The sequence below is a fragment of the Bacteroidia bacterium genome (assembly GCA_041391665.1).
Taxonomy (GTDB): Bacteria; Bacteroidota; Bacteroidia; order J057; family J057; genus JAGQVA01.
Genome location: JAWKNO010000001.1, coordinates 1929688 through 1942661, shown reverse-complemented (window position 1 = coordinate 1942661; position 12974 = coordinate 1929688). Strand labels below are relative to the sequence as shown.

Sequence of the window (12974 nt, the reverse complement as noted above, 5' to 3'; positions counted from 1 at the left end):
GAATTATGTAATTATGGGCGGAGGTAAACAGCATTGCCTCCGCCAAATTTTTGCTTACATGCATAGGAAAATTCTCGTCATTTTTGTGGCATTGATACCGCTTTTATGGGGTTGCAAATCCACCCGGTTAACCCAAAATACTTCAGGCACAACCACAGAAGTGTCAATTCTTCATATCAATGATGTATATGAAATCGCGCCGCTCGAAGGAGGAAAATCCGGCGGAATGGCCAGAGTAGCCACGCTACGAAATCAACTGGTCGCCCAAAATCCAAACACATATACCGTCCTGGCTGGTGATTTTTTGAATCCATCTGTCATCGGCACAGTAAAACTCGACGGGAAAAGGGTTCGTGGCGCGCATATGGTCGATATCATGAACCAGACCGGCGTAGATCTTGCCACTTTTGGAAACCACGAATTTGATATTCCAGAAGGAGATCTCATCGACCGGATCAATGAAGCAAATTTTGAATGGATCAGCGGAAATATTCGCCATAAATCCGGAAATACGGTTACTGCTTTTACCCATAAAACCGCTTCCGGAGATGTGCCACTTCCCGAATACAGCATCTGGCAGGTGAAAAGTGCCACGGGGAAAATGATCAGGATTGGCGTTATGGCAGTTTGCCTGAATGTCAACCCTGTAGATTTTGTCCTGTATGAAGAAGAATTTGCCTACGCCGAAAAAGTTTATCAACACTTGCAAAGTCAAACAGATTTTGTGATCGCACTTACCCATCTTTCGCTTGAACAGGATCAGGAACTTGCCCGGCGACTGCCTGATCTTAAGCTGATCATGGGAGGGCATGAGCACGAAAACCATTTTGAAAAAATAGGAGAAGTACCCATCGCCAAAGCTGATGCAAACGCAAAAAGTGCTTATGTACACCGGATCAGCTTTCAGGAACCTACCGGAACGGTTGCGGTAAAATCAGAACTTATTCAGCTAAACGAATCCATTGCACTGGATCCGGTTGTTGATGCCAAGGTAAAGGCATGGGAAACACGCGCCTATGCAGCTTTCTCCGAACTGGGTTTTGAGATGACAAAAATCGTAACTACAGTTACCGAACCACTCGATGGATTTGAAAAAACCATTCGTACACGTCCCACCAACCTCGGGGTGATTATTGCGAAATCTATGTTTGCCGCAGGCAATAACCCGGATTGTTCGTTATTTAATGGAGGTTCTGTCAGAATTGACGACCAGCTCTCTGGTAATATTACCGAATTTGATATTGTCAGAGCGCTGCCTTTTGGCGGGGGGATCGTTACGGTGGAAATGCGCGGCAAGCTACTCAAACAACTGCTCGAAGCCGGCGAAAAAAACCGGGGAACCGGCGGCTACCTCCAAACCTATAAAATCTCTACCGAAGGGGACTATTGGTATGTGGATGGAAAAATTATTGATGATCAAAGCAACTATCGGGTAGCGACTACCGACTTTCTATTAACCGGCCTGGAGGCAAATATGTCTTTTTTCACAAAAACCAATCCCGACATCATCTCCATTGAATACCCTGGGCCCGGAGACCTGAGCCGCGATATTCGACTTGCATTAGTGGATTATCTGAAAAAACGGTAAATTGGATATCAGATTTAAGAACTAGTTTAACTGATTATGATAAAAGCCTTAATTGTTGAGGATGAAAAAAATAGCCAGGAGCTTTTAAAGGAACTGGTTACCGAGTATTGCGATGGTGTGGAAGTGGTAGCTATCGCTGGTAATGTAGCAGACGCTCTGCAAGCCCTGAAAACACATCAGCCAGATCTCGTCTTTCTTGATATCGAATTGCCTGACGGAGATGGCTTTCAGGTACTGGAAAAAGCCGAAGTGCTCAATTTTGATGTGATTTTCACTACGGCTTACGATCAGTACGCCATGCGTGCGTTCAAGTTTGCAGCAACCGACTATCTCCTGAAACCTGTCGATATTGAAGAGCTCCAGCACGCGACGGAAAGAGTAGTCGAAAAACACAAATCCGGAACCCAGGGGAATCAGTCCGAACAAATTGATGCGCTGATCCGCAACATCCGTAACATAGGACAAAATTTCAAGCGGATTGTCCTGCCGACCACTAATGGATTTACGGTCGTAAACCCTGACGAAATCATTCGCTGTGAGTCTGACAGGAATTATACTTTCATTTTTCTTAAGGATGGGCGTCGTATCCTTGTCTCACGTACGATCAAAGAGTACGATGAGATGTTGGCCGAATACAATTTTTTCCGTATTCACCAGTCTCACCTCATCAATCTCAACTATCTCAAAAACTACACCCGTGGCCGGGGAGGTTATGTAGAACTTACCGACGGAACAAATATTGACGTCTCTGCCCGCAGAAAGTCCGAATTTTTAAAGCGAATGTCTATCGAAGGATAATTTTACTTAGCATACCTTTCTGGTTTCAACAACGCCATCGGTATCTGTGATTTTTTCCCGGCAAGAATATCCGCAACCAGTCTTCCCGTTACAGGTGCAAGACTAATACCCATCATCGCGTGGCCTGTTGCAAATATAAGGTTTGCATATTTCTCCGACCTGCCAATATAGGGTAACCCATCGGGCGAACAAGGCCTCAGGCCACGCCAGACTTCTTCCGGCTGGGAAGGCATCTCAGGTTTGATTTCAGGAAAATATTTCGGGATAGCCCGCACAATGCCCCGCACCCGGCGCAGATTCACCGATCGGTCTTCGCCTGCAATTTCCAGTGTACCGCCAAACCGCAACTGTCCGTTCATCGGGGTAACCGTTACCCTGGCTTCTGTCATGATTGCAGGAATTTGCGGGTGATTTTTTTCCTCCCCAATCATAAAACTATAACCTTTTCCGCCCTGCATAGGAAGTTTTATGCCCAGCAGCCCCGCCAGTTTTCCAGACCAGGAACCCGCGGCAATGATTACCTCATCAGGATGAAAATCGCCGGAGGACGTACATACCTGACTGATTGTATTTCCCGATACCCCGATCCCCCTCACTTCTGTGTAGTCAAAGATTTCCACCCCTCGCCGAATGAGTTGTTGCCGGAGCGAAGCCAGCAAAGAATTGGGATGAAGATGTGCGTCGCCGGGATAGTATGCAGCTCCATGGATATCCATTTTCACCCCAGGTTCCAGCGCTTGTACTTCCGCAGGAGAAAGCATCTGTGCTTTCAGGCCGATTTCATTGGCTTTTTCGGCAGTTCTTGCTTCTTCTTCTCCCGATTTCTCCGTCCTGAACAACATCAAAATCCCCTTTTCCCCCCAGCCAAAACTAAATCCTTCTTTTTGGCTTAAAGACGCATAGAGCCGTTTGCTTTCCAGATTGAGATCGCGGAGTAGGGGAATAGACCGTTTGACATGCGCCGCATTTGAAGCCTTGATAAAACGCCAGCCCCAGGATAGCAGATCCATATTCGCCCGCGGACGAATATAGAACGGACTTTCGGGGTTCATCATCCAGCGAAAACCCTGGCGGACAACCCCCGGTGCGGCAAGCGGAATAAAATGGCTGGGAACGATCATTCCGGCATTCCCCGTTGAACAGCCTGCGTCCGACTCCATTGGTTCCCGCTCAATAATCGTCACCTCAAAACCCTCTTCAACCAAAAACCAGGCGCAGAAAAGCCCCACTACGCCACCACCGACAATCAGTATTTTTCTATTTTGTTTCATTGTCAAATCACCTGAAAGCCATGTGCATAAGGGTCATCGTCATCAATCACAATGGTATTATACCCCGTAACCATTGCCCAGCCTTCCACACTCGGCACAATACCCTCATAATCCCCTACCCTTGCGGTTGATTCCACCCTTCCGGTAAACTTACTACCAATAAAACTTTCATGCACAAAAGAATCTCCCACACCAAGTTTGCCTTTGGCAGCCCACTGCGCCATACGCGCAGAAGTCCCGGTGCCACACGGAGACCGGTCAATGGCTTTGTCGCCATAAAACACCGCGTTGCGGGCGTCGGCTTCCGGGCTCAATGTATCGCCTGTCCAAAGGATATGGCTAAGTCCATTGATGGTGGGATTTTGGGGGTGAACAAACCGATGGGTTTCATTGATACGGCGGCGGAGTACCGGACTCCAGCGGATCAGGTCTCCGGCTGTAAAATTCTGGATGCCGGAGAAGTTATCCTGCGGATCGACGATTGCGTAATAATTGCCCCCGTATGCGACATCCACGGTAAGCATACCCAGGTCAGGGCATTCGACGTTGATACCTGTAGCGGCGAGAAAAGCAGGCACATTCGTGAGGCGCACGGAGCGCACTTTTTTGCCTTCCTGAACGAAGGAAACCTCCACAAGCCCGGCGGGTGTTTCGAGGCGGAGTTTTCCGGGAATGCGGGGAGTTACCAGCCCCTCTTCAATGGCAATAGTCACCGTGCCAATCGTGCCATGCCCACACATAGGGAGACAGCCGCTGGTTTCGATAAACAGCACCGCCACATCATTAGCAGGGTCATTGGGAGGATAAAGAATACTGCCCGACATCATATCGTGGCCACGCGGCTCAAACATCAGCCCACGGCGAATCCAGTCATATTCGCGGAGAAAATGCTGGCGGCGTTCACTCATGGAAGCCCCTTCGAGGTGAGGCCCGCCACCTGCTACAAGGCGTACAGGATTTCCACAGGTGTGAGCGTCTATACAAAAGAAGGTTTTGCGCATAGGTTAGGAGAATTTTCAAATTCAATAAATCATTCAATGGTTTTTTGTAGAGACGGGTGATTATTTGTAGAGACGGATAATTATCCGTCTCTACAAATTATCCGTCTCTACAAATTACCCGTCTCTACATCCACATTGGATTTCACATTGGATTCCACATTGGATTTCATATTCAATAAATCATTGTTCCAATTTGCAGGGTTATCAATGATGTATCGTCTGACGGCGTTCAATCCTCTTTCATCGCGAATGATTCTGTCGTGATATCGCGGTTGCCATTCAAATTCAATATTATTTTGGTTCGCAAATCTTTTTAAAGACGCTTTATACCCTCTTATTACGGAACCTAAATTTTGCGATTGAACCCCAAATTGATTGGGTGTCCAATCGGTTTTATCAGGTTTATTAAACACCAAAATACCATGAATGTGATTGGGCATTATGATAAATTCATCTAATTCGACAAATGGGAAATGTTCAGGAATTTCCTGCCAAAATTTTATTGCGATTTTTCCGATTTCGGTCGGTTGTAGAGACGGATAATTATCCGTCTCTACAACGTCCGCATCATCCGTCTCTACAACGCCTACATTATCCGTCTCTACAACGCCCAAATTATCCGCCGCCACGTTTGGCGTAGAGACGATTTCACCAAAATAATGCAAGCGATTTTTGGTACAAATGGTTACATAATACATTCCATTCGCCCCATAATCATACCCCTTTAATCGAGCAGAAGGTATTCTATATTTATTTTGAAATTTATCCATGCATTCTTTCTGTTCTCCTTAAACCTAGTTTAATGAGTGTAATGTGTCCAACGCCATTGCGAACGCATACTGACCCGTGAAAAAAGGTATCCAAATATAGAAAAACCTTTTTATCCATCGGAAAGAAAGAATGATGATAATTTTTCCCACATTTTACCTCAGACGAGTGGTGTATTTACTTCGTTTTTACACTATGAAAGCTACACGATTTCATTTACTCGCTCTTTTCAGCCTTGCAGTCTTGCTAGGCGGCTGTTTTACCTGGAAGGATTATCCGATTCCCGAACCGGAACCCCGACTAGTGGTCAACGGACTGTTTCATCCCGATAGCACCTGGGAAATATTTGTTACTTCCAATCTGGGTACCACCGAAACCACGATCTCCCGGGCGAGTATCAGGGAGTACAGTGTATTATTGTGGATTCCGTACGTGAGTATAATGGGGGAGTTTTAGGATTTGATGTCAAAAGGGAGGACTGAAATCTGTGAGAAAAAATCTACAATCTCTCCCAATCCAAACCTCTTTCCCGCCCTCACTTCACCTCCATTCGTTTTATTCCGAGCGGATTTCCATCCTTCAGCTCCTCCGGAAGCAGGGTCTGCGGCCAGCTCTGATAGGCCACTGGCCGCGCAAACCGACGGATCGCGTTTGATCCTACGGAAGTAAAACGGCTGTCTGTCGTAGCGGGAAATGGTCCCCCGTGAAACATCGAATGGCATACCTCCACACCCGTAGGCACTCCGTTGAATATGAGCCTGCCTACTTTCTCCCGCAATCCACCTAACAGGTTGGCATGAGCAACCATTTCCTCCGGTTCGCCCATCACAGTTGCCGTAAGTTGCCCCCGGAGCTGGCTGACCACCGTTTGCATCTCTGCATCGTCAGCACATTTTACTACCAGGGTAAACGGGCCAAACACTTCTTCCTGTAAATGTACATTCGCCAGAAAATCAGCCCCATTCACTGAAGCGACGGTGCCACATCCCCGCCATTCATCGCCCGCTTTTTCGGCCTGCCCTTCGAGGTTTACACCGTTCTGACTGAGCATTTCGCCCCGCCCGGACTCGTACCCGCGATAGATTTTTTCATTGAGCATGGTCGCGGGAGAAATCGCCTGAATGGCCGCCCCCAGATGCTGAATGAATGTATCGAGATGAGCCCCTCCTTTTCCGATCAGCAGTCCGGGATTGGTGCAAAACTGTCCGGCGCCCATTGTCACCGAACCTGCATACATTTCGGCTACAGCTTTTCCGCGTATTTCCAGTGTTTTTTCCAGTAAAATCACTGGGTTGATACTACCCATTTCAGCAAATACGGGTATCGGCTCAGGTCTTGCCGCTGCGGCATCGTACAGAGCTTTTCCCCCACGAAAAGAACCGGTAAACGCCACCGATTTTACCAGCGGATGTTTTACCAATGTCTGTCCTTCGGGTATCTGTCCATATACCGAAGCAAATACGCCTGCGGGCATACCGGTTTTTTCAGCGGCAGTTTGTATCGCCTTCGCTACCAGCGCGTGTGTGCCGGGATGCGACTCATGGGCTTTGACAATCACCGGATTTCCGGCGGCAAGGGCAGAGGCGGTATCTCCTCCCGCGGTGGAAAATGCCAGCGGGAAGTTACTGGCAGTAAACACTACCACCACTCCCACCGGAACCAGCATCTGCCGGATATCGGGTTTGGGCAGCGGCTGCCTTTCAGGTTGGGCAAAGTCTATCCGCGCGTCCACCCACGAACCTTCTGCCACATAGTCGGCAAACATCCGCAACTGCCCCACGGTACGTCCGCGTTCGCCCGTGATACGGCCTTCGGGTAAACCGGACTCAGCGACCGCTCTTTGAATCAGTTCGTCGCCCAGAGCGAGAATTTCGTCTGCAATCGCATGGAGAAAAGTTGCCTTTTCCTTTCCGCTTTTCTGGCGGTAAATGGCAAAAGCCTCATGCGCTTGTTCTGCCAGGCGGTTGATTTCGGTAGCCGGTGTGGCGGGAAACTCTCCGGGAAGCGGTTGTTGGGTTGCGGGATTAATAGCGTACATATAAAATTGAGTCTAAGGATTAAGCGTGAATAGTTTTCAGATAAGCTTCGACATCCGGGCGGGAGGCGAGGCTATCCTGAATGATTTTCCAGATCTGTTCTCTTTCCTCACCTGCGAGTGGCAGCCGGGGTTCGCGGACATACTCTGTACCGAGACCCGTGGCGACTTCTGCGAGTTTGATGTTTTGCACCAGTTTGGTGGACACATCGAGGTGAAGGAGCGGGAAAAACCAGCGGTAAATTTCGCGGGCTTCGGCGATTTTTCCAGCCTGTACCAGCCGGTAAATAGCTACTGTTTCGCGTGGAAAAGCGTTGACCAGTCCGGCTACCCAGCCCGTTGCACCGAGGATGATGCTTTCCATGGCGAGATCATCCACCCCTGAGAGGATTTTGTAGCGTTTGCCAAAGCGGTTGATCAGGTCGGTGAGGTAACGGACATTGCCGGAGGATTCTTTGATAGCCTGCACATTGGGGTGTTGGGCGAGGTCGGCAAACATATCGGGCGTGATCATGATATTGTAAGCCAGCGGATTGTTGTAAATGATGATTGGGAGGTCAACCGATTCTGCCACGCGGTGAAGGTATTGGAGTGTTTCGCGGCTATCGGCGGGGTAACGCATGGGCGGGAGTACCATGAGGCCATCGGCCCCGTTTTCCTGCGAAGTGTGGGCAAAAGCGACAGCGTCGCGGGTGGTGCATTCAGCCACACATATCAGAACCGGTACGCGCCCGGCACTGGTTTTTTGTGCAGTATGGAGGAGCAGTTGTTTTTCCTCCGGCGTAAGGACGCTGTTTTCGCCAAGAGAACCAGCGACGATAATGCCATCTATTCCGGCCTCAATCTGGGCGTTTAGGTTGAAGGCAAAACCCTCATGGTCAAGGGATTCGTCGGCGAGGAATTTGGTAGTTACTGCGGGGTAAATTCCGGTCCAGTTTACATTCATAGCAAAAGAATTGTCGGTAAAATTTCGGTAAATTTAACGACAATGCCTTGCGGTTGCTAGAAATATATTGGCAGAAGGTGGTAGGATTTTAGCAAACTAAAGGTCCACCCGCCGGTGAAAAACGGCGAAGGTTCCCCATACACCATAACCGCCCGAAATATTCGAAAAAAGAGAACCGGGGTCAGAGAAAGCCAGTTCCAGCCCTTCGGGAGTACGCTGGCTTTGGAGGAAGCTGTAATATGAAGCAGAAATGCTGTATATAAATACTTCCAGATGATGATATTTACGAAAACCATCGGAGGAATCGTAGCTGGTTTCAATCGCAACTCTCACAGTATCTCCGCCTACGGAATTAAGGCAAACATCCGAAATTACCGTCCCAATTCCACTCGAAAGAACACCGCAAAGTTCTTGTGAAGTTTCGTCATATCCCAATAGCCAATCGAGCGAACCCGAAGGTTCATCTTCTGTCTCAAAGGGAATAATCTGAACCCCGTAATAGTTATTGTTCAGCGGATCGTCATTAAAAATCAGGGTAAGCACACCCGCCGCGCGTCCTTCATTGATTGCAGAAATAGCAGAGTCCTGAAAAACAAAGGAAGTGAGTTTTAATTTTTCCGGAACTTTTTCGTCAGGGGATTCGATTTTTGCAAAACCAGCAGCCTCCACGGATACACGATAGGTTTTTCCAACAACTGGCACGATTCCACTCGGCGACTGATAGATGCCATCCTGAACATGAACGAGATTTTCGCGAAAAATACCGTTTTCATAAAGAGCGGGAAGAGCTATTTTCACGCTCAGGTTCTTGGGGTGATTTTCAAAAACGGGTGCAGTCTGGCTGATCGTAACCGAAATTTCTTCATCCGGATTCAAAAATCCCCAGACGACCAGGCGAGATTCCTGTACTGGCACGGGTATCGAAATGATTTTCTGGCATCCGGTTATCGTCAAACTAACCACCAAAATGAATAGTATATGTTTCATAATGAACCATTTACAATTTAGAATCTCCATGAGTAAGAAATCGAAGGGAGGAAAGGGAATAAGGATCGCTGAACCAGATTGTACTTTATCGTATCGGGAGGAGACGAGTTATCTTTTTTTATTTCGAGAAAAAAAGGATTCTGTCGGTTATACACATTATAAATGCTAAAATTCCACGTCGGAGAATTGGACAAAGAAGGGATGATGGTTAGCTCCGCACCCAAATCCAGACGATGATAGGCGGGCATCCGGCTGTTATTTCGATCTCCGTAAATCAAAACTTCCTGTCCCTCGTTGTCCTGCTGAACCGATACAGGCAGTGTCACCGGAGAGCCGGAACTATAAACCCAAGTTCCGGATAACCGCCATCTCTTGTTTAGCGTGTAAGACCCGGTGACCGAAAAGTCATTCCTGCGGTCAAACCTTCCGGCAAACCATTCTCCCCGGTTAATATTCTCAAATTTTCGTTGGTTGACCGACCATGTATAAGATATCCAGCCCGATATTCTGCCCTCCTTTTTATGAATAAGAGCCTCAATTCCGTATGCTTTTCCTTCGCCCTGAGTTTCGACCAAATTTTCCCAGTTTTGCCGATAATTGGTGATCAGACTGTAACCGGTCTGGTAGTCAATCAGTCCGGCAAATTGTTTGTAGTAAGATTCCAAGGTTATTGTTAAGGGTATATCGGGAATGGAAGCGGAAAGACCCACGCTATATTGTTCGGCAGTTTCAGCACCCGTAAGTTTTGTAGCCGGTACCCAGATATCATTGGGCAAACCCGCGCCATTCGAAGAAAGAAGGTGGAGATTTTGCCGCATTTTGCTGTATGCAACCTGAAAAGCCCAGTCTTTTGATAGCAATAGATTAAACGAAAGACGGGGTTCCCAGGCATAAAAAGAAGTATCTTTCGGTTGAAAAACAGAACCCCTCACCCCCATATTCAAAATAATCCGTGAAAAAAAACGCGCTTCATACTCCGCAAATCCGGCCAACGTGCGGGTAAAAAACTTGGGATTGGGGTTTTCATCCGGAGTAGTAAAAATATTATTTTCATTGGTAACTACTCCGGGGTGAAATTTTTGGGAAAGAACTTCGACACCCGTGCGCAAGGTATGGAAGGAAAATGGAAAAAAATCCAGGCTCAATTTACCCCCGATATCTTGAACCGTCGAGGATATGCGGGTACTTTGTTTGAGTATAAAAGTAGAATCTCCTTCCGTCAGTGTGCTTTTTTCTCCGGCATGAATCCGGTAGCCATAATTTGAAAACAGTACCATTCCTTTTAAAAACAGTTTGGGGTGTAAAATGCGGTTATAACGAAGCGTATTTGTGGTATTTCCCCAGTTCAGCCCAAACTTACTTTCATTGCCTTTGGAACTTTGGTCCCGCCCCAACCAGTTATCATACCCATTGTAAAAACTAACAAAAATTTGGCTTTTGTCCTTGAAGGTATGATTTACTTTAGCATTGACATCGTAGAGCCAGTAATTAAAATAGGAATCTGCTGCGCCCGCCTGATAGGCCAGATAAATCGGAAGCCCGATCAAACCCAGATAAGATGCCCTTCCGGACAGAATAAACGAAGTATTATGCCATTTAAGCGGGCCTTCATAAGTTACACGGGAAGACAAAAGCCCGATACTCGCCAAACCTTTTTTTCCCTGTAGGTTTCCTTCTTTCATTTTTATATCCAAGACGGATGATAAACGCCCACCATACCGAGCCGGAAAAGCACCTTTGTACAATTCCACCTTTTTTATGGCATCGGTATTAAACACCGATACAAAACCAAAAAGATGAGAAGAATTATAAACTGTTGCATCATCCAGTAAAATCAGGTTCTGATCGGGACTTCCCCCTCGTACCAATAATCCGCTGCTTCCCTCGGTACCGACACTCACGCCCGGAGTGAGTGCCAGTGATTTCAACAAATCTTTTTCCCCCAGTAGAGCAGGTACCGCTTCGAGTTCCTGCAAAGAAATCTGCAGCCGGTTGATTGGTACAGGAGAGTAATCTTCGCCTTTCCCGATAATTTGAACGGCTGCTAAAGTTTTACTGGAAAGATTAAGATTAATCACCGTATCGCCCAAAACCCAAATATCGTTTTTATAAGGAATATAGGTAACAAACGACGCCCGGAGTTTGACAATACCCGCCGGAACCGTCAGACTATAAAACCCATAATCATTTCCCTGAACCCCTTTTTTACTGATAGAATCCCAGACAACCACTCCTACCAAGGCTTCACCACTTTCCGCTTCTCTGACATATCCGCTAATCGTAACGTTTTGAGCATGAAGAAAACGACCCAAAATCAGAAGCGGGAGAAGTATTAGTGTTCGCATAAGGTATGTTTTAAAAAGTTCGTTAAGATGGCTCTGTGTAAAGAGGTTTAATGACTTCTTTACACAGAGCCTTTTAGAATCTTTCTCTTACTCAACCAAATTAGTAAAACATTCTGGTTCCTCATTATTATCGCATAAACAACTATGAGCCCCATCAAGATCCGCAGAACTCAGTACGCAAGGGTTTAGGCATTCTATCACAGATACCTCTATTTTATTATCATTATTTTCTTCTCCGGAATAATTTACAGAGATGGGAGAACTGTAACCCCAAGTAACCGTTCCTGTAACATTCAAAGTAACTTTCTCTACGTTATCCGACCACCAAATAAGTGATACTCTCCTTTGGTGTTTGGTCAGACCTATAATGTACTGATAATTTGAAGAACCTGAATAAACTTCACCACAAATTCTTCGTTGCGGGTTGGTTATATATACATTATTACAATTATCGGAGGCCCTACTAGTAACCGTCCGGGAAATATTTTTCCGCTCGATACCTGTAAGTTTTCCAAAAGAAGGGAGTTTTCCGTCGTGAGCGTTTCTTAGGATTACTACTTGATCATCTGTAGGATTTTCAACTTCAATAATAAAGCTGTAGGTAAACTTAACTAGTTTTGATCCAATCCAAAGAAGCCCATTTTTATTTACCATGGTAGCCGTCACGGGATCACTAACTACCCTCACTGCATCCAGCGCCCCATCTTCCTCTCTGACAAGATGAATATAACTCTCATACCCCGCCAGAGACATATTAAGACTTATTGCTTCTTGCTCATCTGTTGTAATCTGATCAAATACTGTTCTCATACTCTTAAACTTATCAAACGAGCTTTCCCAGCTTGACAAAAAAGCCTGATGGTTGAATAAGTACGTATGAATCGAGTCATAACTTTTCTGATCCTTAAAAGTAAGGTAATCGTTCGTGACTTCAATAATCTTTTCTTTTTCAGGAAAGGATATCTGTTCTAACATCTGATCATCTGAAGTAGCACATGATGTGATGAACAAAGATAAAATAATGGCGAAATACAAATTCGCAAACAAATAAATTTGTCTTTTTGTTAATATTTTCATAAAAAAATATTTAATTAATTAAAATAAAACCCCACTACCCTTTTATGCAGGTAGTATTTATTGTTGAATTATAAATAATTCAATACCAGAGTATTATCACCTAATTATTGATGACTTCCCATGATCCAGTCATTTATGGATGGATGTGCAATTATTTA

General features: G+C 46.1%; 11 protein-coding genes. 3 read left to right on the top strand and 8 right to left on the bottom strand.

Going from position 1 to position 12974, the window contains the following annotated elements; translation table 11 throughout:
* Positions 1-58 precede the first annotated feature (58 nt).
* Both R3D00_08200 and R3D00_08195 read left to right on the top strand, forming a co-directional pair.
* Positions 59-1588 (top strand): bifunctional metallophosphatase/5'-nucleotidase, encoded by a 1530-nt coding sequence (locus R3D00_08200; protein MEZ4773150.1) that lies wholly within the window; start codon positions 59-61, stop codon positions 1586-1588.
* Between the two features lie 36 nt (positions 1589-1624).
* Entirely contained in the window at positions 1625-2386 is a 762-nt protein-coding gene (locus R3D00_08195) for a LytTR family DNA-binding domain-containing protein (GenBank protein MEZ4773149.1), read from the top strand.
* A gap of 2 nt (positions 2387-2388) precedes the next feature.
* On the opposite strand, the gene R3D00_08190 is transcribed toward R3D00_08195, so the two are convergent.
* The 3 genes from R3D00_08190 to R3D00_08180 all read right to left on the bottom strand — a co-directional run bounded on the left by R3D00_08190 (position 2389) and on the right by R3D00_08180 (position 5428).
* Positions 2389-3657 carry an FAD-dependent oxidoreductase gene (locus R3D00_08190; GenBank protein ID MEZ4773148.1) on the bottom strand — a complete coding sequence of 423 codons (1269 nt, stop codon included), beginning with the start codon at positions 3655-3657 and terminating at the stop codon, positions 2389-2391.
* A 2-nt stretch (positions 3658-3659) separates the two neighbouring features.
* Positions 3660-4658, bottom strand: a complete 999-nt coding sequence (locus R3D00_08185; GenBank protein ID MEZ4773147.1) for a 4-hydroxyproline epimerase — start codon at positions 4656-4658, stop codon at positions 3660-3662.
* Positions 4659-4765: 107 nt separating this feature from the next.
* Complete coding sequence (locus R3D00_08180) at positions 4766-5428, bottom strand: transposase (protein ID MEZ4773146.1); 663 nt, start codon at positions 5426-5428, stop codon at positions 4766-4768.
* A gap of 193 nt (positions 5429-5621) precedes the next feature.
* Between R3D00_08180 and R3D00_08175 the strand changes: the two genes are divergently transcribed.
* The gene (locus R3D00_08175) at positions 5622-5882 is read left to right on the top strand and encodes a hypothetical protein (protein MEZ4773145.1); all 261 of its coding nucleotides are present in this window, start codon (positions 5622-5624) and stop codon (positions 5880-5882) included.
* 79 nt (positions 5883-5961) lie between these two features.
* On the opposite strand, the gene R3D00_08170 is transcribed toward R3D00_08175, so the two are convergent.
* The 5 genes from R3D00_08170 to R3D00_08150 all read right to left on the bottom strand — a co-directional run bounded on the left by R3D00_08170 (position 5962) and on the right by R3D00_08150 (position 12816).
* Positions 5962-7464 carry an aldehyde dehydrogenase (NADP(+)) gene (locus R3D00_08170; GenBank protein ID MEZ4773144.1) on the bottom strand — a complete coding sequence of 501 codons (1503 nt, stop codon included), beginning with the start codon at positions 7462-7464 and terminating at the stop codon, positions 5962-5964.
* Positions 7465-7483: 19 nt separating this feature from the next.
* Complete coding sequence (locus R3D00_08165; GenBank protein ID MEZ4773143.1) at positions 7484-8407, bottom strand: dihydrodipicolinate synthase family protein; 924 nt, start codon at positions 8405-8407, stop codon at positions 7484-7486.
* Between the two features lie 96 nt (positions 8408-8503).
* A complete protein-coding gene (locus R3D00_08160) occupies positions 8504-9394 on the bottom strand; it encodes a DUF4249 domain-containing protein (GenBank protein MEZ4773142.1) in 891 nt (296 codons plus the stop codon).
* 17 nt (positions 9395-9411) lie between these two features.
* On the bottom strand, positions 9412-11739 hold the full coding sequence (locus tag R3D00_08155) for a TonB-dependent receptor plug domain-containing protein (protein MEZ4773141.1): 2328 nt from the start codon (positions 11737-11739) through the stop codon (positions 9412-9414).
* An 87-nt stretch (positions 11740-11826) separates the two neighbouring features.
* The gene (locus R3D00_08150; GenBank protein ID MEZ4773140.1) at positions 11827-12816 is read right to left on the bottom strand and encodes a hypothetical protein; all 990 of its coding nucleotides are present in this window, start codon (positions 12814-12816) and stop codon (positions 11827-11829) included.
* Between the last annotated feature and the right edge of the window lie 158 nt (positions 12817-12974).

Coding starts and splice junctions, on each gene's coding strand:
- R3D00_08160 (MEZ4773142.1), bottom strand. CDS start 9,394: ATGAAACATATACTATTCATTTTGGTGGTTAGTTTGACGATAACCGGA.
- R3D00_08190 (MEZ4773148.1), bottom strand. CDS start 3,657: ATGAAACAAAATAGAAAAATACTGATTGTCGGTGGTGGCGTAGTGGGG.
- R3D00_08150 (MEZ4773140.1), bottom strand. CDS start 12,816: ATGAAAATATTAACAAAAAGACAAATTTATTTGTTTGCGAATTTGTAT.
- R3D00_08165 (MEZ4773143.1), bottom strand. CDS start 8,407: ATGAATGTAAACTGGACCGGAATTTACCCCGCAGTAACTACCAAATTC.
- R3D00_08170 (MEZ4773144.1), bottom strand. CDS start 7,464: ATGTACGCTATTAATCCCGCAACCCAACAACCGCTTCCCGGAGAGTTT.
- R3D00_08180 (MEZ4773146.1), bottom strand. CDS start 5,428: ATGGATAAATTTCAAAATAAATATAGAATACCTTCTGCTCGATTAAAG.
- R3D00_08175 (MEZ4773145.1), top strand. CDS start 5,622: ATGAAAGCTACACGATTTCATTTACTCGCTCTTTTCAGCCTTGCAGTC.
- R3D00_08200 (MEZ4773150.1), top strand. CDS start 59: ATGCATAGGAAAATTCTCGTCATTTTTGTGGCATTGATACCGCTTTTA.
- R3D00_08195 (MEZ4773149.1), top strand. CDS start 1,625: ATGATAAAAGCCTTAATTGTTGAGGATGAAAAAAATAGCCAGGAGCTT.
- R3D00_08155 (MEZ4773141.1), bottom strand. CDS start 11,739: ATGCGAACACTAATACTTCTCCCGCTTCTGATTTTGGGTCGTTTTCTT.
- R3D00_08185 (MEZ4773147.1), bottom strand. CDS start 4,658: ATGCGCAAAACCTTCTTTTGTATAGACGCTCACACCTGTGGAAATCCT.